General features: G+C 65.3%; 21 protein-coding genes. 16 read left to right on the forward strand and 5 right to left on the reverse strand.

Annotated features, from left to right (window positions below):
- The first annotated feature begins 6 nt into the window (after positions 1 to 6).
- Positions 7 to 759, forward strand: coding sequence for a HEAT repeat domain-containing protein (locus L6Q96_13115; GenBank protein ID MCK6555499.1), 753 nt, complete (start codon positions 7 to 9; stop codon positions 757 to 759).
- Between the two features lie 9 nt (positions 760 to 768).
- On the opposite strand, the gene L6Q96_13120 is transcribed toward L6Q96_13115, so the two are convergent.
- Both L6Q96_13120 and L6Q96_13125 read right to left on the reverse strand, forming a co-directional pair.
- Positions 769 to 1,851, reverse strand: coding sequence for a hypothetical protein (locus tag L6Q96_13120; GenBank protein MCK6555500.1), 1,083 nt, complete (start codon positions 1,849 to 1,851; stop codon positions 769 to 771).
- A gap of 24 nt (positions 1,852 to 1,875) precedes the next feature.
- Positions 1,876 to 2,394: a nitrate reductase associated protein gene (locus tag L6Q96_13125; protein ID MCK6555501.1), complete on the reverse strand. Its 519-nt coding sequence runs from the start codon at positions 2,392 to 2,394 to the stop codon at positions 1,876 to 1,878.
- Between the two features lie 224 nt (positions 2,395 to 2,618).
- Here L6Q96_13125 and L6Q96_13130 point away from each other — a divergent pair, with 224 nt between their 5' ends.
- From L6Q96_13130 to L6Q96_13160, 7 genes are all read left to right on the forward strand, one after another.
- Positions 2,619 to 4,157, forward strand: a complete 1,539-nt coding sequence (locus L6Q96_13130; protein MCK6555502.1) for a VCBS repeat-containing protein — start codon at positions 2,619 to 2,621, stop codon at positions 4,155 to 4,157.
- A gap of 193 nt (positions 4,158 to 4,350) precedes the next feature.
- Positions 4,351 to 5,289 (forward strand): dockerin type I repeat-containing protein, encoded by a 939-nt coding sequence (locus L6Q96_13135; GenBank protein MCK6555503.1) that lies wholly within the window; start codon positions 4,351 to 4,353, stop codon positions 5,287 to 5,289.
- A gap of 201 nt (positions 5,290 to 5,490) precedes the next feature.
- Positions 5,491 to 7,134 carry an MYXO-CTERM sorting domain-containing protein gene (locus L6Q96_13140; protein MCK6555504.1) on the forward strand — a complete coding sequence of 548 codons (1,644 nt, stop codon included), beginning with the start codon at positions 5,491 to 5,493 and terminating at the stop codon, positions 7,132 to 7,134.
- Between the two features lie 255 nt (positions 7,135 to 7,389).
- Entirely contained in the window at positions 7,390 to 8,067 is a 678-nt protein-coding gene (locus tag L6Q96_13145; protein ID MCK6555505.1) for a ferredoxin--NADP reductase, read from the forward strand.
- Between the two features lie 185 nt (positions 8,068 to 8,252).
- On the forward strand, positions 8,253 to 9,506 hold the full coding sequence (gene fabF, locus L6Q96_13150; protein MCK6555506.1) for a beta-ketoacyl-ACP synthase II: 1,254 nt from the start codon (positions 8,253 to 8,255) through the stop codon (positions 9,504 to 9,506).
- Between the two features lie 173 nt (positions 9,507 to 9,679).
- Entirely contained in the window at positions 9,680 to 10,681 is a 1,002-nt protein-coding gene (locus L6Q96_13155) for an ArsA family ATPase (protein ID MCK6555507.1), read from the forward strand.
- Positions 10,682 to 10,724: 43 nt separating this feature from the next.
- On the forward strand, positions 10,725 to 11,849 hold the full coding sequence (locus tag L6Q96_13160) for an AAA family ATPase (GenBank protein MCK6555508.1): 1,125 nt from the start codon (positions 10,725 to 10,727) through the stop codon (positions 11,847 to 11,849).
- A gap of 4 nt (positions 11,850 to 11,853) precedes the next feature.
- Here the strand turns inward: L6Q96_13160 and L6Q96_13165 are convergent, their stop codons facing one another.
- Positions 11,854 to 11,991 carry a hypothetical protein gene (locus tag L6Q96_13165; GenBank protein MCK6555509.1) on the reverse strand — a complete coding sequence of 46 codons (138 nt, stop codon included), beginning with the start codon at positions 11,989 to 11,991 and terminating at the stop codon, positions 11,854 to 11,856.
- A gap of 362 nt (positions 11,992 to 12,353) precedes the next feature.
- The gene (locus L6Q96_13170; GenBank protein ID MCK6555510.1) at positions 12,354 to 13,415 is read right to left on the reverse strand and encodes a MaoC family dehydratase; all 1,062 of its coding nucleotides are present in this window, start codon (positions 13,413 to 13,415) and stop codon (positions 12,354 to 12,356) included.
- Between the two features lie 134 nt (positions 13,416 to 13,549).
- Between L6Q96_13170 and L6Q96_13175 the strand changes: the two genes are divergently transcribed.
- Together L6Q96_13175 and L6Q96_13180 are read left to right on the forward strand one after the other, a co-directional pair.
- Positions 13,550 to 13,951 (forward strand): hypothetical protein, encoded by a 402-nt coding sequence (locus L6Q96_13175; GenBank protein ID MCK6555511.1) that lies wholly within the window; start codon positions 13,550 to 13,552, stop codon positions 13,949 to 13,951.
- 269 nt (positions 13,952 to 14,220) lie between these two features.
- Positions 14,221 to 14,553: a hypothetical protein gene (locus L6Q96_13180; GenBank protein MCK6555512.1), complete on the forward strand. Its 333-nt coding sequence runs from the start codon at positions 14,221 to 14,223 to the stop codon at positions 14,551 to 14,553.
- Positions 14,554 to 14,665: 112 nt separating this feature from the next.
- Here the strand turns inward: L6Q96_13180 and L6Q96_13185 are convergent, their stop codons facing one another.
- Complete coding sequence (locus tag L6Q96_13185; GenBank protein MCK6555513.1) at positions 14,666 to 15,202, reverse strand: hypothetical protein; 537 nt, start codon at positions 15,200 to 15,202, stop codon at positions 14,666 to 14,668.
- Between the two features lie 97 nt (positions 15,203 to 15,299).
- Between L6Q96_13185 and L6Q96_13190 the strand changes: the two genes are divergently transcribed.
- The 6 genes from L6Q96_13190 to L6Q96_13215 all read left to right on the forward strand — a co-directional run bounded on the left by L6Q96_13190 (position 15,300) and on the right by L6Q96_13215 (position 20,708).
- Positions 15,300 to 16,061, forward strand: a complete 762-nt coding sequence (locus L6Q96_13190) for a slipin family protein (protein ID MCK6555514.1) — start codon at positions 15,300 to 15,302, stop codon at positions 16,059 to 16,061.
- Between the two features lie 192 nt (positions 16,062 to 16,253).
- Positions 16,254 to 17,579, forward strand: coding sequence for an aminopeptidase P N-terminal domain-containing protein (locus L6Q96_13195; GenBank protein ID MCK6555515.1), 1,326 nt, complete (start codon positions 16,254 to 16,256; stop codon positions 17,577 to 17,579).
- Between the two features lie 88 nt (positions 17,580 to 17,667).
- Positions 17,668 to 18,408, forward strand: coding sequence for a dienelactone hydrolase family protein (locus L6Q96_13200; GenBank protein MCK6555516.1), 741 nt, complete (start codon positions 17,668 to 17,670; stop codon positions 18,406 to 18,408).
- A 103-nt stretch (positions 18,409 to 18,511) separates the two neighbouring features.
- Positions 18,512 to 19,165, forward strand: a complete 654-nt coding sequence (gene lipB, locus L6Q96_13205) for a lipoyl(octanoyl) transferase LipB (protein MCK6555517.1) — start codon at positions 18,512 to 18,514, stop codon at positions 19,163 to 19,165.
- A complete protein-coding gene (lipA, locus tag L6Q96_13210) occupies positions 19,162 to 20,016 on the forward strand; it encodes a lipoyl synthase (protein MCK6555518.1) in 855 nt (284 codons plus the stop codon). Before lipB ends, lipA begins: the two co-directional genes overlap by 4 nt.
- A gap of 86 nt (positions 20,017 to 20,102) precedes the next feature.
- On the forward strand, positions 20,103 to 20,708 hold the full coding sequence (locus L6Q96_13215) for a glutathione S-transferase family protein (protein ID MCK6555519.1): 606 nt from the start codon (positions 20,103 to 20,105) through the stop codon (positions 20,706 to 20,708).
- Positions 20,709 to 20,728 lie beyond the last annotated feature (20 nt).

Below are 20,728 nucleotides of genomic sequence, written 5' to 3' on the forward strand. Positions count from 1 at the left end.
TTACCCATGAGATCATCGAACTTGCTTGCCCTGGGCGCCGGGGTTGTGTTGCTCGTTGTCGTCATCTGGATCGTGCTGCCCGATCGTGACGATCCGTCGGTGCCGGTGGGGGTATCGGCGACCGCGGTGGAGCGCAGTGCCGCCGTGCGGGAGCGCCTGAAGGACATCGGTGTGGAGCGCAGCGGTGGTGCGGACGAACCCGGCGCGGTACCGGCGCGGATCGTGCCCGCCGACATCGGCGGGCGTGCGGACCAGCCGGGTGGTGCCGGATTGCGCCGCGACGGCGGCGAGTCGGCACCCGGTGCGGTGCGGAAGCGGCCGAGTGCGGTGGGCACCTCGGGCGAAGCCGCCGAGCAGAGCGACGTGCTTGCCGATCCGTTGCCCGAGGACATGCCGGCCATAAAGGAGATGTCGCTGCACGACGCGGACCCGCAGCGCCGGCTTGCGGCCGTGACCCTTCTCGGGGCGTTCGACGATCCGGGCGTGGTGCCGATCCTGTCGCAGGCCCTCCTCGACGATGACGAGAACGTGCGGCTGGCGGCCGTGCAGGCGCTCGCCGATTTCACCGAAGAGCTTCCGGTCGAGGCGATCGAGGGAGCCCTGAACGATCCGTCTCCGGACGTGCGTTACGAAGCTCTCGAAGTCCTCTCGGAAGTGGGTGGCGAGGTCTCGCGTCGGGCCGCGGTCAAAGCCATGAAAGACCCCGATGACGACGTGCGGGAGCTGGCCGAGACGATGCAGGGCGAAGACGAGCGGTGATAGCCACTTCTACGGCGCCAAGTCGAACAGCTCGCGGAACCCCGTGGGCTCGTGCGGACCGAGGATCAGTTGTTCGAGCACGCCGATACCGCGGCGCGACCCCAGACGGGCCTCGCACACCGCCTGAATGTGCAGATAGAACGGTGCTGCCGGATCGCAGTCGGCGAGTGCCCAGCTTTCGCCGTCGACGGCATTGTCGCCCACGTACATTCCATGGCCCCATTGCGGGTGCCCGTAACCCAGGCCGAGCATGTAGAAGTTGTACAGCGGCGTGAGGTCGATCTGCAGGGCCTCGCCCCGTGGCGGTTGCAGCACGATATCGGCGCGGGCGGCGTGACGCGTACCGGGTTTCATGGTGAGGCGGTAGTCGACCGTGCGCATGGTGCTGACCGTGTCGGCGGAGGCGGTCATGCCGGCAGCGTGCCAGCGCGTTCCGTCGGCGTCTTCGTTGACGTCGAAGTGCGTACACAGGTCGTCGAAGTGCATCGGCGCCCACAGCCAGAAGAACTGGATCGGCCCCGGCGTCGGCACGGTTTCGCGCTCCCCGACCGGCCGGATGCCCCAGGAGCGGTCGCGCATGCCGAGGAATCCCGCGTCGCCGATGTCGATCGTCGTCCCGTCGATGTCGAGCTTGCCGCTCCAGGTGCCGTGTTGCGTCATCCGGGTCAGGTCCATCAGCAGTCGGTTGCCGATGCGCTTGAAGAAACGCGGCTCTTCGAGCGCCGGGGCGCGGCGGGTAAACACGAGATCGCCGGCGATGCCCCAGGGATTGGGGTCGATGCGCAGGCGCAGCCGCGTCAGCGGTTCGAGTACATCGACGTGGATCGGGCCGACGTGCGTGTCCATGCGTTCGGGCCCGGCGACCCGGGAAGCGCGGAGGACGTACTGGCGACCGTTGCGTACGACGCTGACGGCGCCGTCGACAATGCCGCGGTTCGGATATGTGCCGAGGGCAGCCGCAAAAAAGACCGACCCGTCGCGGGCGAAGCCGTTGAAGAAGTAGCGGTCGTAGAAATTGCGGTCGCTGGTGCCGACGCAGGCGATCGGGTCGGGCGTTTGATGAACGGGGAAGTCGTCGGCTTTGGTGAGCATTTCGGTCCTCGGTGTGTTGGTCGGTCAGGGTTTGGCAAGGCGCTCCGCGGGAGCGCCGGTGATGCGGCGTACGAGATGGTCGACGGCGGCCGCGTAGTCCGCGGCGTCGGCGTCTGTGACGCATGGGAGGTCGCGCAAGCGTACGCGGTCGGCCATGGCCAGGGCCTGCCACTCGCGCAGGTGGAGCTTTACGCCGGCGCGGTCGAGTTTGTCGCGGATCGGGCGAGGAATGAGTTCGAGGTCGGCGTACTCCTGGGGCGTGAGCGTTGCCGCGGTGTCGCCGGGCTCCCAGCGGGCGACGCGGTGGCGAACGGCACCGCTCTGGGACGGCAACGATTCGAGAACGTTCCGGCCACCGCACTTCGGGCATGGTAAGAAGCGCAGATCGCCGGCGGTGCGTGCCGTCCAGGCCAGATCGGTGTATAGGACGTTGTCGCTGTCCACTTCGTAGGCGAGGAGCCCGTTGCAGTTCGGTCCAAGGCACCGCAGTGTCCTTACGTCGGGGGATTTCTTCGGGGCTGGTCGGGCGGGTGCGTCGCTCATCGAGGGGGTGCATAACCAAGTTTTCGGCGGATGGGCAAGTCGGCCCGGTTTGCGACAGCCCGGAGTTAAGCTCCTTGACTAACGCGGAACGGTTGCAAAGGATGAAAATTGCCTCTACTGCTGGCCGGCGGTTTCCGGGGTTGGCCGGATCGCTCGTCCGCAAGGCCACGTATGAAAAGAACCGTCCCGATTTTCGCTGTTGGTCGCCAATAATGGAGGGATCTATGCGCCGTGTGATTCGATCGGGGATGCTGAGTGTGTGCGGGATTTGCGTGGCATGGTGTGGCGCGCTCGGGCAACCGCCGGTGGGGTTTGGTCTGGCCGGGGAGTTCGATGTCGGCTTGACGCCGCTTGGCATTGCGGCCGGCGACTTCGATGGCGACGGGGTGGTTGACCTGTGCACCGCCAACTCAGATTCGGGGGACGTGTCCGTCCTGTTCGGAGTGGGTGACGGAACCTTCGATGTTACCCTGCCGGGCCAGCCGGCGGGGCTCGCTCCCGTCAGCATAGCCACCGGCGACGTCGATGACGACGGCGACGTCGACATCGTCGTCGCGGATGCGTCCGGCAGCACGATCGGTGTGTTGCTGAACGAGGGAGACGCGACGTTCGCTCCGGTGGTAGAGACGGACACGGGAGACGGGCCGGAAGCCGTGGTGCTGGGCCATTTCGATGACGACGAGTTTTTGGACGCGGCCACCGCGAATTACGATGACGAGACGGTAACCGTTCTGCTCGGGGAGGGCGATGGCACCTTCACGCTCGGCGACGAGCTCCTCGTCGGCAGCTCGCCGGTCGGCCTGGCGACGGACGATCTCGACGGTGACGGCCGCGCGGATCTGGTGGTGGCGAACTCCACCGGGGGCGATGAATCGGCGGGTAGCGTGACGGTCCTGGTGGGACTGGGCGAGGGCAAGTTCGAGGCAATGCCCGAAATCGAAGTCGACTGCGACGACGTCGATTGCACTCCAGTGGCGCTGGGAATCGCCGACTTGAACGGCGACGGCAAGCTCGACATCGCGGTGGCCAACGAGAGCGGTAGCAACGTGTCGATACTACTCGGGGACGGTAACTTCGAGTTTACGGCCGGCGCAATTGTGCCGGCTTCCGGCAACCCGGAGGCCATAGCGATTGCCGATTATAATGCGGACGGGAAGCTCGATATTGCAACGAGCAGCGATTCGGACGATAGAATCGTTGTGCTCCTCGGAAAGGGTGACGGTACGTTCCTGCCGGAACCGCAGACCACGGTGATGGCCGAAGCGGCTGCGGGGTCGGCGACTATCACGCTTGTAGACGCGGGCCGGTTTCCAGACGAGGGGTGGGTGCAGCTTGGTGAGTCGACGCGGGTCGGGTATGTGTCGAAGGCGGACAACGTCCTGACGCTGGGCGCTGCCCTCGTCGAGACCGTACCGGCCGATACTCCCGCCATCCCGGTATTCCCGACCGACGGCGCTCCGTGGGGTCTGGTGTCGGCGGACTTCAACGGCGACGGTAAGCCGGATGTGGCCACGGCCAACGCAGAGGGCGACAACGTTACGGTGCTGCTAAATACCTCCGGAGCCGTTTCTCCCTGCGTGGGCGATTGCAAGAATGACGGCGAAGTGACGGTGGACGACCTGATCATCATGGTCAACGTGGCCAACGGGGCGGCGCCGGTGGCCGATTGCCTCGCCGGCGATGCCAACCACGACGGAACGATCACGATAGACGACATTATTATCGCGGTGAATAACGCGTTGAACGGTTGCCCGGAGTTGTGAGGATAGGGTGCCGGAGTTCGGACACTTGATGCGAGAGGATGGGGAGGACGAGCGGCCGCAGAGTAACTTCGGGGCGCGGCGCGTTGGCGCCCGGAGAGACGGGACAAGACCGGCGGCTCCTTGGCGTGCACAGGGGCCGGCCCCGTCCCCCGGTACTCAGTCTTAGCGTCTGACGAGAAGAGAGGTTTTCCACATGGCGATCCACAAATGGTTGACGGCGTTTATGGTGGCGGCGGTGGGTATTGGAAGTTCTGCCACGGCGCAGACCGTGACGCCCTGTCCCAACGCGGCGAACTGCGCCGAGGTGACGGTGGGCGGCGGCAGCGGCAAGACTGGGGACGTCGTCCCCATCGACGTGACTTTCAAGCAAGGCCCGGACAACGGGGCCGCCGGTGGGCTGGACGAAATTGCGGCCCTGGCGATGACCATCGCGCTCGGCACAAGTGGCACGCCGCTGGGCCTGGCCGATTGCACACAGGGGGCTGACGGCTTGCCGGTGTCGGTGAAGCCAGATGCGTCGATCGCCAACTTCAAAGTGGTCGTCGAGAACGCATACTGCGGCGGGACCAGGATCCACTGCCTTTGTCCGAACCCGGGCAGTGGCACGTCGCCCGACAACTTCCTCAACCTGGTAATTTACGGTCCCAATCCGCTGCCGACCCCCGGTCCCAATCCGATCGACATTCCGGTGCTGCCGGCCGGGCCGCAGAAGCTGGTGACGATTGATCTCAAGATTAACGCCGGGGCGACCGGGGCGATCCCGCTGAAGGTTTACACGGAAAGTGCCGACAGCACGAAGCCTCAGTACACGGCGTTCCTGTCGGTGGGCGATAAGCTTGCGGTCGATCAAACGTGTACGCCGATCGAGGGTCAGCCGCCGTGCAGCGCCGGGGCGACCAGCCAGGTGGCGATTGCCAACGGTCAGATCGCGGTTGCCGTGAGCTGTACCGGCGACTGCCTTGGCGACGGCGAGGTCACCGTCGACGACATCATCAAGATGGTCAACATCGCCAATGGCACTGCGTCGCTGAGCGAGTGTACGGCCGGCGACGGCAACGGCGACGGCGAGGTCACCATCGACGACATCATCGTTGCAGTGAACAACGCCCTTAACGGCTGCCCGGTCGGGTGAACATCGAGCTCATAAGGCCAAAAAGAGTTGACCTCTGCGCCAGAATGGTGCAGATGTCAGCGACAAAATCGTTCAGGGGGCGAGTGCCGAGCACGTGATGAGCACGTAAGCGGGGCTGCCCGTTGAATTCGTCGAGCCAGGTGTGCCAGAGACAACGGGAGTCCGGTAAGAAATCGCAAACTTTCGGAGGGAGGATCGAGTATGGGTCAGAGGTTGGGACGCATGGCGCTCTGGGGCGCGGTCCTGCCCGTGGCGGGGTTGCTGTTCGGCAGCGCAACCGCCTGGGGTCAGGGAATTCAGCTCAGCGACGTCGAGACCACGGCGGGCCAGCAGGTTCAGATTACCGCCACGCTGAAGACCGGCGGCGGCGACGTGGCCGGTACGCAGAACGACTTCACGTTTGCGACGACGGAGAACCGCACGATAACCGTCGTGCGCAAGACGAACGGCCGTCCGGACTGTGCCGTGAATCCGGAAATCAACAAGACCAGCACGACCTTTGCCTTCCAGCCCCCGAGCTGCACGGCCGAGACCTGTACGGCGGTGCGCGCGATCGTCTTCTCCTCGGAAGACGTCGAGCCGATCGCCGACGGTTCAGTGCTGTACACCTGCAAGGTGCAGGTGGCGGCGGAGGCGCAGGGGGGCACGTATCCGCTGACGATCAGCGGCACGATTCTGAGCAACCCCACCGGCGGTCGCGTTTGTGGTCCCGCCGCCGGTAACCCTCCTTGCAGCGAAGACAAGAGCGGCTCGGTGGTCATCCCTGGCGGCGGCCCGACGCCGACCCCGACGGAGGAGCCGCCGACGCCGACGCCGACTGAGCCCGCGCCGACCGGACCGGGTATTAAGATCGGTTCGGTACAGACGACCGCCGGGCAGCAGGTCACGATCGATGCGACGCTGGCGACCGGCGGCGGCGATGTGGCCGGTACGCAGAACGACTTCACGTTTGCGACGGAAGGGAACCGCCAGGTTACCGTCGTGCGCAAAACGAACGGCCGTCCGGACTGCGCGGTAAATCCGGAAATCAACAAGACCAGCACGACTTTTGCCTTCCAGCCGCCGAGTTGCACGGCCGAGACCTGCACGGCGGTGCGGGCGATCGTCTTCTCGTCGGAAGACGTCGAACCGATTGCTGACGGCGCTGTTCTGTACACCTGCAAGATACAGGTGGCGGAGAGCGCACCGGACGGTGTGTATCCGCTGACCATTAGCGGCACGATTCTCAGTAACCCGACGGGTGGACGGGTGTGCGGTCCAGCGGCGGGCAATCCGCCCTGCACGGGCGATCAGAGCGGCGCTGTCACGGTAGGGGTGGTCGGTCCGACCGCGACGCCGACTCAGGGCGAGCCGGCGACGCCGACGCCGACCGAGCCGGCGGTCATGACGCCGACGAGCACTGCGACAAGCGCCCCCCCCACCGTCACGTCGACTAGCGCCCCGACCCGCACGGCGACGGCCTCGCCGACCATCGTTCCGGGGATTACCACCCTGGCGAACGACATCACGGCTGCCACCCTGCAGATCCCGGTCATCAACTACGCCGGCTTCCCGCGGACCGGCACCGTGAAGATCGGTACCGAGCAGATCAAGTACGACGGTATCGGCACGACGCCGGGCGATCCGCAAATCGGACTGCTGCTCAATGCCGTGCGCGGGGCCAACGGCACGACGGCGCAGTCGCACTCCGCGGGATCGGTGGTGACGTTGCTTACGCCGACCCCGACGTACGACGACGACGGCTGCGACTGCCGCGTCGCCAGTTCGGGTGGTAATGCACGTACAGCGTGGCTGGTTCTCATCCCGGTCGCCGCGCTGCTCGTGCTGCGTCGCCGTTCGAAGTAAGCAGGCGGGGTTTCGGCTCCGCGGCGCAACAACAAGGAGGGAGTCCCCGGCCGGGGGCTCCCTCCTTGCGCTTTTGGGGGGCCTGCCGCCGGTCTCCAGGCCGCACAACTCCGCCCCGCCCCACCTCGGCCGGCCGGCCTGCTTCCGCGGCAGTCTCGACGCGATGATCCGCGGCTGGTTCTGACGTCACTGGCTGGCTAAGTAAGAAGGGCGGCGCCCCTTAAGTCGGGGTGGCGTCCCGGTAAGCTGGATAACATGATCGAAACGCGCCTTGCCGACCGTCGCGAGTGGGCCCCCGGCCTCGTGACGCTGACGCTCGCCACCACGCTTGGCGACTTCGAACCCGGGCAGTGGACCAACGTTGCGCTCGACCTGGACGGCAACCGCGTGCGTCGCGCCTACTCGCTGGCCTCCGCTCCGGGTGCTCCGGCCGAGCTGTTCGTGTCGCGGGTTTCCGGCGGCGGCTTAACCCCGAAGCTGATCGAGTTGGCGCCGGGAGATGCGCTGCTGCTGGACCCCAACCCCCTGGGATTTTTCACGTTGAAGTGGGTGCCGGATGCCAGGGAACTGTGGATGCTGGCCACGGGCACCGGCCTGGCACCCTACGTTTCGATGCTGCGCCAGGGCGATGTCTTCTCGCGTTTCGAGCGCATCGTGGTGGTGCACGGCGTCCGCGAAGATAGCCAGCTTGCCTATCGCGACGAGATTCGGGCGCGACGGGTCGAGTACGTGCCGGCGGTGAGCGCGCTCAACGGCCGGATCACCGCGTTGATCGCGCGGGGCGAACTTGTCATCGATCCGCGGCGCGCGCACGTGATGCTGTGCGGGAACCCGGCGATGATAGAAGAGGCCAGTAGCATGTTGGCGGAGAGGGGGCTGCGGAGGCACCGCCAGAGGAAGCCGGGGCACGTGACGGTGGAGAGCTACTGGTGAGTGCAACCAGCGCCGGCGGTTCTAGAGCGATGCGGCGGTTATCAGGCTAAGGCCGCGCACGTTCGAGGCGCCGGCGACACGAACGATGCCCAACGAAACGCCCGTAAGGATCGAGGCGCGCCTCGTCCGGCCGCCCGTGGCGGTGCAGCTTGCACCCCGTCTGCGCGTCGCGTAAGACGCCCACGATGCCTCGTTCCCTGAAGCGCGTGGTCGTTACCGGGCTCGGGCTTGTGACCCCGCTCGGAAATGACGTGGCCGGTAACTGGGACGCTCTGATGGCCGGACGTTCCGGCATCGATCGCATAACCCACTTCGATTCTCAGGCGCTTGGACTGCCGGTACATATCGCCGGGGAGGTGCGGGATTTCGACCCGGCGCGGTACATCGAGAAGAGGGAAATCAAGAAGATGGACACCTTCACGTACTACGCGATCGCTGCCGCGCAGGAGGCGGTTGACGATGCGCAGTTACGTATGGAGGGGCTGGTCTCGGAACGCGTTGGAGTTCTGCTGGGTGTGGGAATGGGCGGCCTGGCCACGATGGAAGAGGGCGTTCGGGTCTTTTTGGAATCCGGTATCAAGCGGGTTACCGCCTTTCTGGTTCCCCGCCTGATTGCCAACATGGCCTCCAGTCAGGTCGGCATCCGATTCGGCGCCCGGGGTGTTAACTTTGTTACGACGAGTGCCTGCGCGTCAGGTGGCCACGGTGTGGGCGAGGCGTTCCGCAACGTGACGCTGGGCTTGCAGGACGTGGTCTTGGCCGGTGGAGCCGAGGCGGTGGTGACACCGCTGGGAATTGCCGGCTTCGCGGTCATGAGGGCGCTGTCGACGCGCAACGACGAACCGGCGCGCGCCAGCCGCCCTTTCGAGCGCGACCGGGACGGCTTCGTGCTGGCGGAGGGTGCCGGCATTCTCGTCCTGGAGGAGTTGGAACACGCGCGACGACGAGGGGCCCGCATCTATGCCGAGGTGGTCGGGTACGGGGCCAACAGCGATGCTTACCACATCACCGCGCCGGCGCCGGAGGGCGAAGGTGCGGCGCGGTGTATGCGACTGGCCCTCGCCGATGCCGAGCTGGCACCCGGCGATGTGGATTACATCAACGCGCACGGGACCTCGACGCCCTACAACGATCTCAACGAGACGCAGGCGATCAAGCGCGTGTTCGGATCGCACGCGAATTCTCTGGCCGTTAGTTCTACGAAGTCGATGACGGGACACACCATGGGTGCCGCGGGGGGCATCGAGGCGGCGTATACGGTGCTGGCACTGCACCATCAGGTGCTGCCGCCGACGATCAACTACGAGCAGGCGGACCCCGAATGCGATCTGGACTACGTGCCCAATCGCGCCCGCCCGGCCCGGGTGCGCGCCGCCCTGTCCAACTCGTTCGGTTTCGGCGGGGCGAACGCCTGTCTGGCGTTCCGGCGGTGGGAGTGAACGGGTGTCGCTGGGATGGCCGGCGGCGAGGGGTTGTTAATGAGGCGGTGCGAAGACAGGATTGCGGGCCACGACCAACGAGCGACGAACGACGCGCCGCGAGCCGTGCACGACGACTGACCGATCGCCCCGCCCGCGTTCCTGACTGGATTACCTGAGGACCACTCGACCCGATGCCTTCCGCGCCGACTTCGCTCTTCGACCGTCGTTTGTTGATCGTTGCCGGCAAGGGCGGCGTTGGGAAGACGACGGTCGCCTGCGCACTCGGTCTGGTGGCGGCGCAACTGGGCAAACGGACGTTGCTCGCCGAAGTGGATGGGGTCGGGCGGGCTGCCGCCTTGCTTGGGGTAGCGCCGGGGGCGATCGGCACTGCCTGTCCAGGGCGGCCGGGACTGGCCGTCATGTCGGTCGAAGGAAGTGCGGCGCTGGCCGAATATCTGGGAATCATCATCCCCGTAAAGCGGTTTCTGCAGGCCGTGTTATCGAGCCGCATCTACCAGTACTTCGTGGCCGCGGCTCCCGGGCTCAAGGAGCTGATGACGATCGGCAAGATCTGGTACGAGGCGGAGCGCACGGGCGAGGACGGAAAACGGCAGTGGGACATCGTCGTGCTGGATGCGCCGGCGACCGGCCACAGCATGCAGTACCTGGGAATGCCGAGGGCCGCCAACGAGGTCTTCCATGCCGGGCTGGTCGGCCGCGAAAGTCAGCGGCTCGTCGATATGCTGACCGATCCGGCACTGACGGCGATCAACCTGGTGTCGACGGCCGAGGAGATGCCGGTGAACGAGACCCGCGAGATGTACGGGCGCATTCGCAATGAGCTGGAAATGCCCCTTGGTTGCCTCTTCGTGAACCGCCTGCATCGCACCAAGATAACTGGCGAGGCCCTCAGGCGTCTGGATCGGTGTATTGCGTCGATCGGTAACGGCAAGGAGAAGTCTCTGGCCACGGAGGCGCTGCAGCGTGCCCGGGAAGAACTGGGCTGGGCGGCGATCAACCGACGCTATCTCGCCGAGCTGCGGGCGGAGATCGACCTGCCCCTGGTCGAGATCCCGTACTTGTTTGCCGAGGAGTTCGGTGCCGCGCAGGTACAGGAGATCACCCACCTGGTGGAGGCGCAACTGGTGCCGGCGGCGCGTAGACGCACGGCCACGCTGCAGAAGGGCGGCTAGCGGCGCGATCCGGGCGCCACCGCTTCCGTTTTTTCGGCTAGTTATGAGCAAGAGCACCACCAGCTTGGGCGACGTGTTGCAGAAGCACAGCATTGTCGTCTGTGCCGGCAGTGGCGGGGTCGGCAAGACGACGACGGCGGCGGCCCTGGCGGTCTACGCGGCTCTTGCCGGCCGCCGGACGATGGTGATGACCATCGACCCGGCCAAGCGCCTTGCCAATGCTCTGGGGGTGCGAACTCTGGGGGGTATCGATGCGGCGGTGAGCGTGGACGGCCTCCCCAGGGGCCGCCTGTCGGCGATGATGCTCGATCAGAAGGGTGCGTGGGACGAGATGGTGGAGCGGCACGCGCCGTCGGCTGAGGTCCGGGAGAAGATCCTCGGCAATCGTTTCTACCAGCACCTCTCACAGAGCTTTGCCGGCTCCCAGGATTACATGGCGATCGAACAGCTCTGTACGCTGCACACCGGCGGCGATTACGACCTGATCGTGGTCGATACACCGCCGACCCGTCACGCCCTCGATTTCCTCGAGGCGCCGCAGCGCATCGCCGACTTCCTCGACCGGCGTATCATCAAGTGGTTTGTCCGACCCTACTTCTCGGCGAGCTGGTCGACGATGCGCCTGGTGAACCGGACCGCCGGGTTTCTCTTTCGGCGGCTCGAAGACGCCACGGGTATTTCGGCTCTGGTGGAGGTGTCGGAGTTCTTCACGTCCATGAGTGGTCTCTTCGAGGGATTCGAGCCGCGTGTGCGCCGCGTGTACGACCTGCTGCGCTCCGACGAGACCGCGTTTGTGCTGGTGGCCAGTCCCGAGGAGCAGGTGCTGGTCGAGGCCGAGTACTTCTGCCGCCAGGTGCGCGAGTTGGGGATGGGGCTGCGCGCGGTGGTCTTCAACCGGGTACACCGCGAAGCGGGGGGCACGGGTCGTGCGCGTGCCGTGGATGCGGTGGCGCCGGTGTTGCGGCGGGCGCTCGGGAATGCCGCCGAGACAATGATCGAGAACTTCGCGCGGTACGAGTTGTTGGGGCGGGGAGACGGCTTACGGCTGGATGCCTTTCGGGCGCAACTTCCCAGGGGTGTAGCCGTTGCGGAGGTTCCGAACTTCACTTCGGATATACACAGCGTTGCCGGGCTGCGGTCGATGCACCCTTATTTGTTCTCGGACTGAGCCTTCAGGTCCCCTGCGCCGGCATGTAGACGATCATCTGACCGGTGCTCTGCCGAGCCGCGTGCGTGGCGGTCTTTTCTGGTTCGCGGGGGGCGGCCACTGCGGGCGCAATCGCGGCCTTGTTCGGCGACCACACTTCCATACGGCTGTCTCCACAAGTTGACCAGTGTTCCGCCCACGGAACACCCGAACAGAAGTGCCGGAAGCCCGCGTGAGATATGTCGCGGCCCGTGGTGGCGAGAGAAGGCTTGGTATCCGGTTTGCTCTACGAAGGAACCAGCGAGAAGCACCGGTGGTCAGCACAGTGCCCCCGCAGTCCACCGGAAGGGATGGGTGGGAAGGAGACTTCCGAGCGCGCACCTGCCGCCTCGCGCGCGACTCGAATTTGGAGAGCACCCATCCCTTTCTCGCGACTCAGCCCGTACTGGTCGCCGCAGTCCATCGAGCGCCGGTTCCGATCCCTGTCGAAGGGGTAGGTATGCCGGGGAAAGCCGCCGCCAACTCTCAGGCGTAATGACTGCGGCGTTTCGTGGCGAGTTCGCGCTCCAGATAGAAGATATCGACCTTTTCGAAGTCGTCATTCTTGCGGAGGAATTTGTGGCCGCGGAGAATGACGGACAGCACTCCAAGGTCGGGCCGGCCGGCGAAGTCGCGTTTGTCGCTGATCTCGGTCGATGCAAAGACCGTATCCCCGGCAAAGATGGGAGCGGTGTGCCGGCCCGTCCTATAACCGATGTCGGCGATCGTATTGTCGGCGATATCGGGACACGACAGGCCGAGGCAGAGTTGGAAGGGAATGCCGCCGTAGACAATCAGCTTGCCGCCGAGGAACTTCTCCGGATTGCGGTCGATCATGTACTGGTTGCAGTGCACCTGGGAGGTATTGTCGAGCATCGCCGTCATGGCGATATGCTCGCTGGTCATCACGCGCCCGCGCGAATGCTCGATCGTGTCGCCAACATTGAAGTCCTCGAAGTAGGTGTCGGGGCTGGTGAGGTGTGCGAGTTCACCGTAGTTGCGCCCGGGGTCGTACGGCGGCAGCTCGAGATCGCACTGTACGGGGGGGACGGCGGCGATGGTGGCTTCCTTCACTTCGATGCGCGGATCCGATTTCCAGACCTGTACCTTGCGTTCGTAGGTCAGGACGACCTCGCGGTTCTGGTTGCGGCCGGTGGTCTGCACGTGCACGACTCCGAGAACGGGTTCGCGGCTGGACGGCCGAACTCCGAGAACGACTGACGACACCTCGACGGTGTCGCCCACGAACAAAGGTGCGCCGAAGCGCATGTCGATGTATTCGAGGTTGGCGCGGGCATTCTCGGAGATATCTTCGACGCTTTGGCTGAAGACAACGGCCATGGTCAGTCCGGGCGGACAGATCAGATCGCGATACCCGTAGCGTTCGGCGTAGTGCCGGTTCTTGCTCAGCGGGTTGGTGGTCATCGTGAATTCGGTAAAGGCGTTGAACAGGCCTTCGGTGACCGTCTTGCCGACTTTGTGGCGAAACGTGTGGCCGACGCGGAAGTCTTCGAGGAAATTGCCCTTTTTCTTATGGATTACGGCCATTATGAGTCTCCGGGAGGGGGATTGAGGCTGAACCGGGGAATGATGCCTAGCGCCCATCAGGCTGTCAACGCGGGCCCGCCGAAGGTCGGGGTTGCCGCCTTACGCCGGGGTGATGGCTGTGGTAGTAGAACGGCATGGTGCCTGTGCGGACGTTGTTCTGTTTGGCTGCGTGCGCGGTGCCGCTCCTGGCATCCGACGTGTCGGCCGGTCAGGTGCCTTGCGCCGAGGTGATCGGCGAGGTCAACAGGTCGATCCGTATCAACGGCGGTGGTTCGCCCGAAATCCCCAGGGTGGCCAGAGATCTCGGGTCCTCGCCTGCCTGGGTGGAGCATTGCATGCGGGTCTACGGTCGCCGTTCCCGGCGACCGGGCCTCGAGAGTACGGAAGGCCGTGAGTCTCGTCTGGAGCGGTTCGAATCCGAGGAGCCGGAGGAGGTCGCCCCGGAGGACTTCGAAGAGCCGGGCGAGGACTCCGAACCCAAGCGCCGGGAGAAGCCGGCGATCATACCACCGACGCCGAAGGTGCGGGAGTTTTAGATGTGATACCGATCGGTTAGGGGCATTGGGTCGACCTGATGCGGACCTCGATGAGGCGCCGCTGCACGAGCACCGGCGGTCTCCGTAGGGACTTCTCAGCCAGGAATCGGTGCCGTTAGGCACATAGTGAAAATCCTCGTTGCGCGCTGGCGAGGCGTCGTGGTAATGACTCTCGCTGCGGCGGCCGAGGCGGGTGGCTTCAGGAGCATTGTCAGGGCGGATGGGCTGCGGGGTGTGCCGCTACGGACTCGCGTGAGGGTGGGTACGAGATGAGGTTCCCGTTGATCGATATGACCGAAGGGTTTGCGCGCGCGGCGCTGCGTCCGGAGGAACGGTTGCTGCTCGCGGTGGTCGACTCGGCGTACTGGGACTTGCGCAGTCCCGACCCGATTCGTCGCAAGACGGCTTCGCAGTACTTTCTTGCCGAAGATCATCATCACACCTTCAGCTTTGTTTCGATTTGTCAGCACTTCAGTTGGTCGCCGACCTCGATCCGCACGCAGCTTGGTACCTGGCTGAGCGCCGTACCGGCTTTGTCAGGAGAGGACATCGGCCGGCGGTCGGCCGAGGTCCGTCACGTAGCGGGTTCGGCGGGTCGCTGAGACGCCACGCCACCCGCGACCCGCGGCTCACTGGATTGGCGGCGCGCGCCTTGTAGCGGCGTCGTACCCTGTCTCGATCTAATCGAGCGGAGATATGCCCCGGTTGCGGCCCTCAGATGGGGAATGGCCGCGCCAGCAGCACCTGCCCATTGCGGGCGACGACGTAGAGCACGACGGTTTCAAACGGTGGCCGGCCGGTGGCGTGGCTCACAGTGCCAGCCACGCGAGTCCAGCCTGCGCCGACCGATATGGGTTCGCCTCTCGGGGTAGCGCCGCCGCGGAAGTGGCCGCCGCCGGTAACGTTGCTGCCCGCCGCCTCCGGTGGCCAGACTGCCCAGAGCTTGGGGGTGGCGCGGTCGTTGCGAGCGACGAGGTACACGTGGCAGTCGAGGATGCCGGGGCGGGTGAGGCGGAGGCGTAAAGCCATGTTGAGGCGCTCCCCCTCGGTGGTGCGCACCAAACGCGTGGAGAAGGCGTCGACGTCGATGAGCGCTTCGGGGCCGGGTTCGTCGGCGACGGGTCCCGGAGCGGTCTTGCGACTGCCGACCTCGAAGGTGAGGTAGCCGAGTCCGGCGACCACGGCGACCAGGGCCGTGTACGCCAGCGAGTTCAGAACGCGCTGGGTATTTGGCGACAGAGCCGCAAACATGCAACAGAGCGTACGCGCGCGAGAAGGGGCCTGCAATGGTGTTTCGCGCGCTCCGCAATTGCCGGGGCCACTTCCGATCTGATAGGTTGCCGGCGCGATGTTCGGTGGCGCTGCGACCGTGGTCCTTGTGCTGGTCGTTCTGGTGGCCAGTGGACTGAAGATCCTCCGTGAATACGAGCGTGGTGTCGTGTTTCGCCTGGGGCGGCTCGTGCCGTCGCGGGGTCCCGGTATCGTGTACGTTATCCCGCTGGTGGAACAGATGTTCCGCGTCGACGTCAGAACGGTCACGTTCGATGTGCCGTCGCAGGACGTGATCACGCGCGACAACGTGTCCGTCAAGGTGAACGCGGTTCTTTACTTCCGGGTTCTGGATGCCAGCCGTGCCGTGATCGAGGTGCAGAACTATCTTTACGCCACATCGCAAATCGCGCAGACCACGCTGCGCAGCGTGTGCGGTCAGGCGATGCTGGACGAGCTTCTCTCCGAGCGAGAACACTTCAACACACGTTTGCAGGAGATAATCGATACGCACACCGAGCCGTGGGGCGTGAAGGTAGTGCTCGTAGAGGTGAAGCACATCGATTTGCCGGCCGAGATGCAGCGCTCGATTGCCCGCCAGGCGGAAGCCGAGCGGCTGCGCCGCGCCAAGGTCATAAACGCGGAGGGCGAGTATCAGGCCGCGGTGCGGTTGGCGGAGGCGGCGGAGATCATGCAGCGCGAGCCGATGGCGATTCAATTGCGTATGCTGCAGGCGCTGGCGCAGATCGGCATCGAGAACAATCGCACCGTCATCGTGCCCGTGCCTCTGGACGTGGTACGCGGGGTTATGTCGGCGCTGGCGCAACGGGCGGGGGCGTGAAGTGCGAGGGCGGTCGTTGAGAGGTAGATAAAAATTGGCGCCTGTCCCGGAGTCGTCTCAGACGTCCGGCGGTGTCGATTCGGGGGGTGGCAGTCGATTGGTATCCGTTGGTCGGCGTGCGCCTCGCCGATCTCGACATTGCACCGGCGCCCGCCTTGCGGCCCCGACGTCGACTCGATAACTCTTGACGCGATGCCGCTCCCCCTGGAAGTGTACGCTGAGCGCCGCCGCGTTGTTCTGGATCGCATTGGAGCCCGGGGGGCCGCGGTCTTTCCGGCGGCGCCCGTGGCGATGCGAGCGGCGGACGTGGAGCACCGCTATCGTCCCGATGCCGACCTGCTGTATCTCACCGGGTTCCCCGAGCCCGAGGCCGTCTGCCTTCTTCTGCCCGGGCATCCGACCGACGAGTTCGTGCTCTTTGTGCGGCCGCGCAATCCCGAGCGCGAGACCTGGACCGGTCCGCGCACCGGCGTCGAGGGGGCCGTCGAGCAGTACGGAGCGCAGTCGGCCCATCCGATCGACACGCTCGATCAAAAGATCGTCGAGTACGTCGGGGAGCGGGATGCTCTTTACTGCGCGGTCGGTCGCGATCGGGCCTTTGCGGAGCGCGTTCTCGGGTGGCTGCGGCATTGGCAGCAGTGCAGGCCGCGCACGGGAAAGGGCCCAACTGCCCTGCTCGACCCCGCTCCTATTGTCCACGAGCAGCGTCTGATCAAGCGCGACGAAGAGATCGATCGCATGCGGCGGGCGGCGGGGATTTCGGCGGAAGCCCATCTCCTGGCGATGCGGAGCGCCCGCCACGGCGAGCCGGAATACGCCGTCGAGGCCCTCATCGATCATACGTTCCGTCGTCTGGGTGGAAACGGGCCGGCGTACCCATCGATTGTGGCCTCCGGGATCAACGCGACGGTTCTGCACTATACGGCCAACGAGCGAACGATGCGTGATGGCGATCTGTTACTTGTCGACGCGGGAGCCGAGTTCGACGGCTACTGTGCCGACATCACCCGGACATATCCGGTTGGGCGGGACTTCACCCCGGCGCAGCGCGCGATTTACGAGGTCGTGCTGCGCGCGCAAGCCGAGGCGATCTCGGTAGTGCGCGCCGAGGCGCGCATCGACGACGTTCATCGGCGTGCCGTGGAGGTCATTGTCGATGGGCTCCTCGACCTGCGCGTTCTGCTCGGAGAGCGCGCGGAGATTCTCGAAAAAGATTTGTACAAGCCGTTCTATATGCACCGCACCAGTCACTGGCTCGGGCTCGATGTGCACGACGCCGGTGCGTACAAGGAAGACGACGGGGGCGGACGGCGTTTGGTGCCGGGCATGGTCCTGACTGTTGAGCCCGGCATCTACATCGGACCCGGCTGCGTTGACGTCGATCCGCGATTCGCGGGTATTGGAGTGCGGATCGAGGACGATGTCCTGGTGACCGCCACCGGGTGCGATGTGCTCACGGCCGCGGTGCCGAAGGACCCTGCCGACCTCGCCGCTGTGCGCCGTTCGGTGGGGCCGTGATGGCGCGCTTCGTGTCAAGCTTCAGTCCCCGTTGACTCGCTGGTGTGAATCGCGTATCCGGCGCGCTCCATCCTGTGCAGCCCGTCAAATGGCGATCGTACGTCCGCAAACCGAGACCCTGGAGATCGTTCGAGACGGGGAACGCCTGCGCGCATTTGCCGCCTGGTTGAGACGCGATGACCGGCGGCCGGCAGTAGTTCTTATCCACGACGTACGCGGCCTCGGGGATCACTACCGCGAGGTCGCCTGTCGTTTTGCGGCGGCCGGCTTTTTCTGCCTGGCCCTGGACCTTTACAGCCGTGAGGGTACGCCTGAGCTGCCCGACATGGAGGCAATCTCCCGGCACATGGCCGCCCTCGACGATCGACGTGTCCTCGGAGACATCGAGTGTGCCGTGCGGTACCTGGCGATTCGTCCCGAAGTGCGATCGCGATCGATCGGCATCGCCGGATTCTGTATGGGCGGCCAGTATGCCCTGATGGCTGCCTGCGCGGTGCCGGGCCTCGCGGCTTGTGTGAGCTTCTACGGTATGTTGCGCTATGCACAGACGCCACCCCACAAACCGGAGAGTCCACTGGAAATGGCGGCCCGGCTGCAGTGCCCCTACCTTGGGCTGTTCGGTGCGGAGGACGCGCTGATTCCGCGGGCCGACGTCAAGGCCCTCGAAGGTACGCTGCGGAAGGCGGGGAAGCAGTTCAAGATCAAGTCGTATGCCGGCGCCGGGCATGCCTTCTTCAACGACACCCGCCCTGACGCGTATCATCCCGCAGCTGCGAAAGACGCGTGGCAACGCGCGTTAGACTTCTTCCGGCTGCACCTCGGTTCTTAGTGAACTCGGGCCGCCGGGCTCGTCCGCGTCGCGGTCTTCCTGCAATTGGCCGCGCCGACGGTGTCGTTGCGGCGTTAGAGAAGTTCCACTAGCGTACCTCTCGATGTCGTTCACCGTGCGCGATCTGGGGCGTTGTTCCTACGCCGACGCGCTGGCGTTACAGTGCCAACTGCTGGAGTGCAAACTCGGCGGCGACGATACCGATTATCTGCTCGTCGTCGAGCACGAATCGGTCTATACCCTGGGTCGGGGTGCAGACGTCGCCGACCTTTGCGGCGCCGACGCCAGGCTCGGGGTTCCGGTATTTCGTGTCGGTCGTGGCGGCGGTGTGACCTATCACGGCCCGGGGCAGGTCGTTGCCTATCCGATCGTGGCTTTACGGGGGCGCATCCGCGATGTGGGTCGTTACGTACGTACCCTCGAGGGCGCACTGATGGCGACCTGCGCTGCCTTCGGTATCGGGGCGGAGCGTCGGCGCGGGGCGCCGGGGGCCTGGGTGGGCGATGAGAAGATCGCGGCCGTCGGCGTCGGCGTCCGGCGCTGGGTTGCCTGGCATGGGGTGGCCCTCAACGTCGCCACCGATCTGTCTTTCTTCGATGCCATCGTGCCCTGTCGCATGCCGTCCGTGCGCATGACTTCGATGCAACGGCTACTCGGCACGGCGCCGCCGCTGAGTGCCGTGCAGGCCACACTCGTACAGTACCTCCGGGCCGCCCTGGAGGAGGCGCCACGGATGGGGATGGAGAGCAGGCCGTGAGTGTCGCCCGACGCCACCCGGAGTGGATCAAGGTCAAGGCACCTGGTGGCCCGGCCTTCTTTGCAACCAAGCGCATCGTCAAGGAGCTGCGCCTGCACACCGTTTGCGAGGAGGCGCACTGTCCGAACGTCGGCGAGTGCTGGGGGCACCGAACGGCGACTTTCATGCTGCTCGGCGAAGTCTGCACCCGTAATTGCGCGTTTTGCGCGGTGGTCCATGGGCGCCCAGATCCGGTCGACCCCCTGGAGCCGGCCCGGGTCGCCGAGGGAGTGGTGCAGCTCGGTCTGCGACACGTGGTGGTGACGTCGGTGGATCGGGACGACCTGCCCGATGGCGGTGCCGGGCAGTTCGTGCGCACGGCCCAGGCGATCCGGGCGCGGGTGCCCGAGTGTCGCATCGAAGTGCTGGTGCCCGACTTCCGCCCCGACATCGCTGGGGTCGACTTGGTGGTCGATGCCCCCATTGACATCCTCAATCACAACGTCGAGACAGTGCCGCGGTTGTACAGGCGTGCGCGGCCGGGGGCGTCGTATGCGCGCTCCCTCGAGATCCTCGGTCGGGCCAAGTCGCGGCGGCCCGAGCTACTCACCAAGACGGGCCTGATGTTGGGTCTGGGGGAGGAGCAAGCGGAGGTGCGGTCGGTGCTTCGCGACCTCGTGGGTGTCGGGTGCGACATCCTCACCCTGGGTCAGTATCTGCGCCCGTCGGCGGCACAGATGCCCGTGGCGCGTTATCTGGAGCCGTCGGAGTTCGTAGCGTGGCGCAGCGAGGGGTTGGCCTGCGGCTTTCGGCATGTCGAAGCCGGACCTCTGGTCCGTAGCTCGTACCATGCCTGGACCCACGTGCCCTGAAGTGCGGCACAAGGTGGACACTGCGGACGTTTTCTGCGATGAATTGCCGTCGTGTCAAGCTGTAAAGGCCAAAGGCGGAGACGGTGATGATCAAGCTCTACTACCATGTGGACTGCCCTTACTCGCAGAAGGTGCGGATCGTGCTTGCCGAGAAGGATCTCGAGCACGAACTCGTGCACGTCGACCTCGCGAAGGGGGATCACAAGACGGCCGAGTTCCGCAAGCTGAACCCGCTCGGGAAGGTGCCTGTGCTGGTGGACGAGGACGTCGTGGTGTACGACTCGACGATTATCGACGAGTATCTCGACGAAGAGTATCCGAACCCGTCGCTTATGCCCGAGGATTCCGCCGGTCGGGCTCGCGTGCGACTGCTCGAGGACTTCTGCGACAGCTTCTTTATTCCGCAGACGGTATTCATTCTTACCGAGCTCCACCGTTCGGACGCGGAGCGCGACCAGGAGAAGATTCGGCGGTACTCGGGTGAGATTCAACGTGTCTTGCAATGGCTGGAGCCGCAACTCGCCGGCAAGCCTTTTCTGGTCGGCGATTTCTCTATTGCGGACGCGGCGTTTGCCGGCCGGGCCGTGATCCTGTCGCAACTTGGCGTCGAGATCGATCCCCGTTTGCACAATGTCGCGGCGTGGATCGGGCGGCTTTACGAACGCCCGAGCGTACGCGCACTCGGTGTCTGAGCCGGCGATCCGAATCGGTT

The sequence above is a fragment of the Candidatus Binatia bacterium genome (genome assembly GCA_023150935.1).
In the GTDB taxonomy this organism is placed as follows: domain Bacteria; phylum Desulfobacterota; class Binatia; order HRBIN30; family HRBIN30; genus JAKLJW01.

Bases quoted from the DNA above. Each gene is read 5' to 3' on its own strand.
- L6Q96_13120 (MCK6555500.1), bottom strand. From the start codon at position 1,851: ATGCTCACCAAAGCCGACGACTTCCCCGTTCATCAAACGCCCGACCCG.
- L6Q96_13115 (MCK6555499.1), top strand. From the start codon at position 7: ATGAGATCATCGAACTTGCTTGCCCTGGGCGCCGGGGTTGTGTTGCTC.
- lipB (MCK6555517.1), top strand. From the start codon at position 18,512: ATGTCGTTCACCGTGCGCGATCTGGGGCGTTGTTCCTACGCCGACGCG.
- L6Q96_13175 (MCK6555511.1), top strand. From the start codon at position 13,550: ATGGTGCCTGTGCGGACGTTGTTCTGTTTGGCTGCGTGCGCGGTGCCG.
- L6Q96_13185 (MCK6555513.1), bottom strand. From the start codon at position 15,202: ATGTTTGCGGCTCTGTCGCCAAATACCCAGCGCGTTCTGAACTCGCTG.
- L6Q96_13165 (MCK6555509.1), bottom strand. From the start codon at position 11,991: ATGGAAGTGTGGTCGCCGAACAAGGCCGCGATTGCGCCCGCAGTGGCC.
- L6Q96_13190 (MCK6555514.1), top strand. From the start codon at position 15,300: ATGTTCGGTGGCGCTGCGACCGTGGTCCTTGTGCTGGTCGTTCTGGTG.
- L6Q96_13200 (MCK6555516.1), top strand. From the start codon at position 17,668: ATGGCGATCGTACGTCCGCAAACCGAGACCCTGGAGATCGTTCGAGAC.
- L6Q96_13160 (MCK6555508.1), top strand. From the start codon at position 10,725: ATGAGCAAGAGCACCACCAGCTTGGGCGACGTGTTGCAGAAGCACAGC.
- L6Q96_13155 (MCK6555507.1), top strand. From the start codon at position 9,680: ATGCCTTCCGCGCCGACTTCGCTCTTCGACCGTCGTTTGTTGATCGTT.
- L6Q96_13180 (MCK6555512.1), top strand. From the start codon at position 14,221: ATGAGGTTCCCGTTGATCGATATGACCGAAGGGTTTGCGCGCGCGGCG.
- L6Q96_13140 (MCK6555504.1), top strand. From the start codon at position 5,491: ATGGGTCAGAGGTTGGGACGCATGGCGCTCTGGGGCGCGGTCCTGCCC.
- L6Q96_13135 (MCK6555503.1), top strand. From the start codon at position 4,351: ATGGCGATCCACAAATGGTTGACGGCGTTTATGGTGGCGGCGGTGGGT.
- L6Q96_13125 (MCK6555501.1), bottom strand. From the start codon at position 2,394: ATGAGCGACGCACCCGCCCGACCAGCCCCGAAGAAATCCCCCGACGTA.
- L6Q96_13195 (MCK6555515.1), top strand. From the start codon at position 16,254: ATGCCGCTCCCCCTGGAAGTGTACGCTGAGCGCCGCCGCGTTGTTCTG.
- L6Q96_13215 (MCK6555519.1), top strand. From the start codon at position 20,103: ATGATCAAGCTCTACTACCATGTGGACTGCCCTTACTCGCAGAAGGTG.
- L6Q96_13130 (MCK6555502.1), top strand. From the start codon at position 2,619: ATGCGCCGTGTGATTCGATCGGGGATGCTGAGTGTGTGCGGGATTTGC.
- L6Q96_13145 (MCK6555505.1), top strand. From the start codon at position 7,390: ATGATCGAAACGCGCCTTGCCGACCGTCGCGAGTGGGCCCCCGGCCTC.
- L6Q96_13170 (MCK6555510.1), bottom strand. From the start codon at position 13,415: ATGGCCGTAATCCATAAGAAAAAGGGCAATTTCCTCGAAGACTTCCGC.
- fabF (MCK6555506.1), top strand. From the start codon at position 8,253: ATGCCTCGTTCCCTGAAGCGCGTGGTCGTTACCGGGCTCGGGCTTGTG.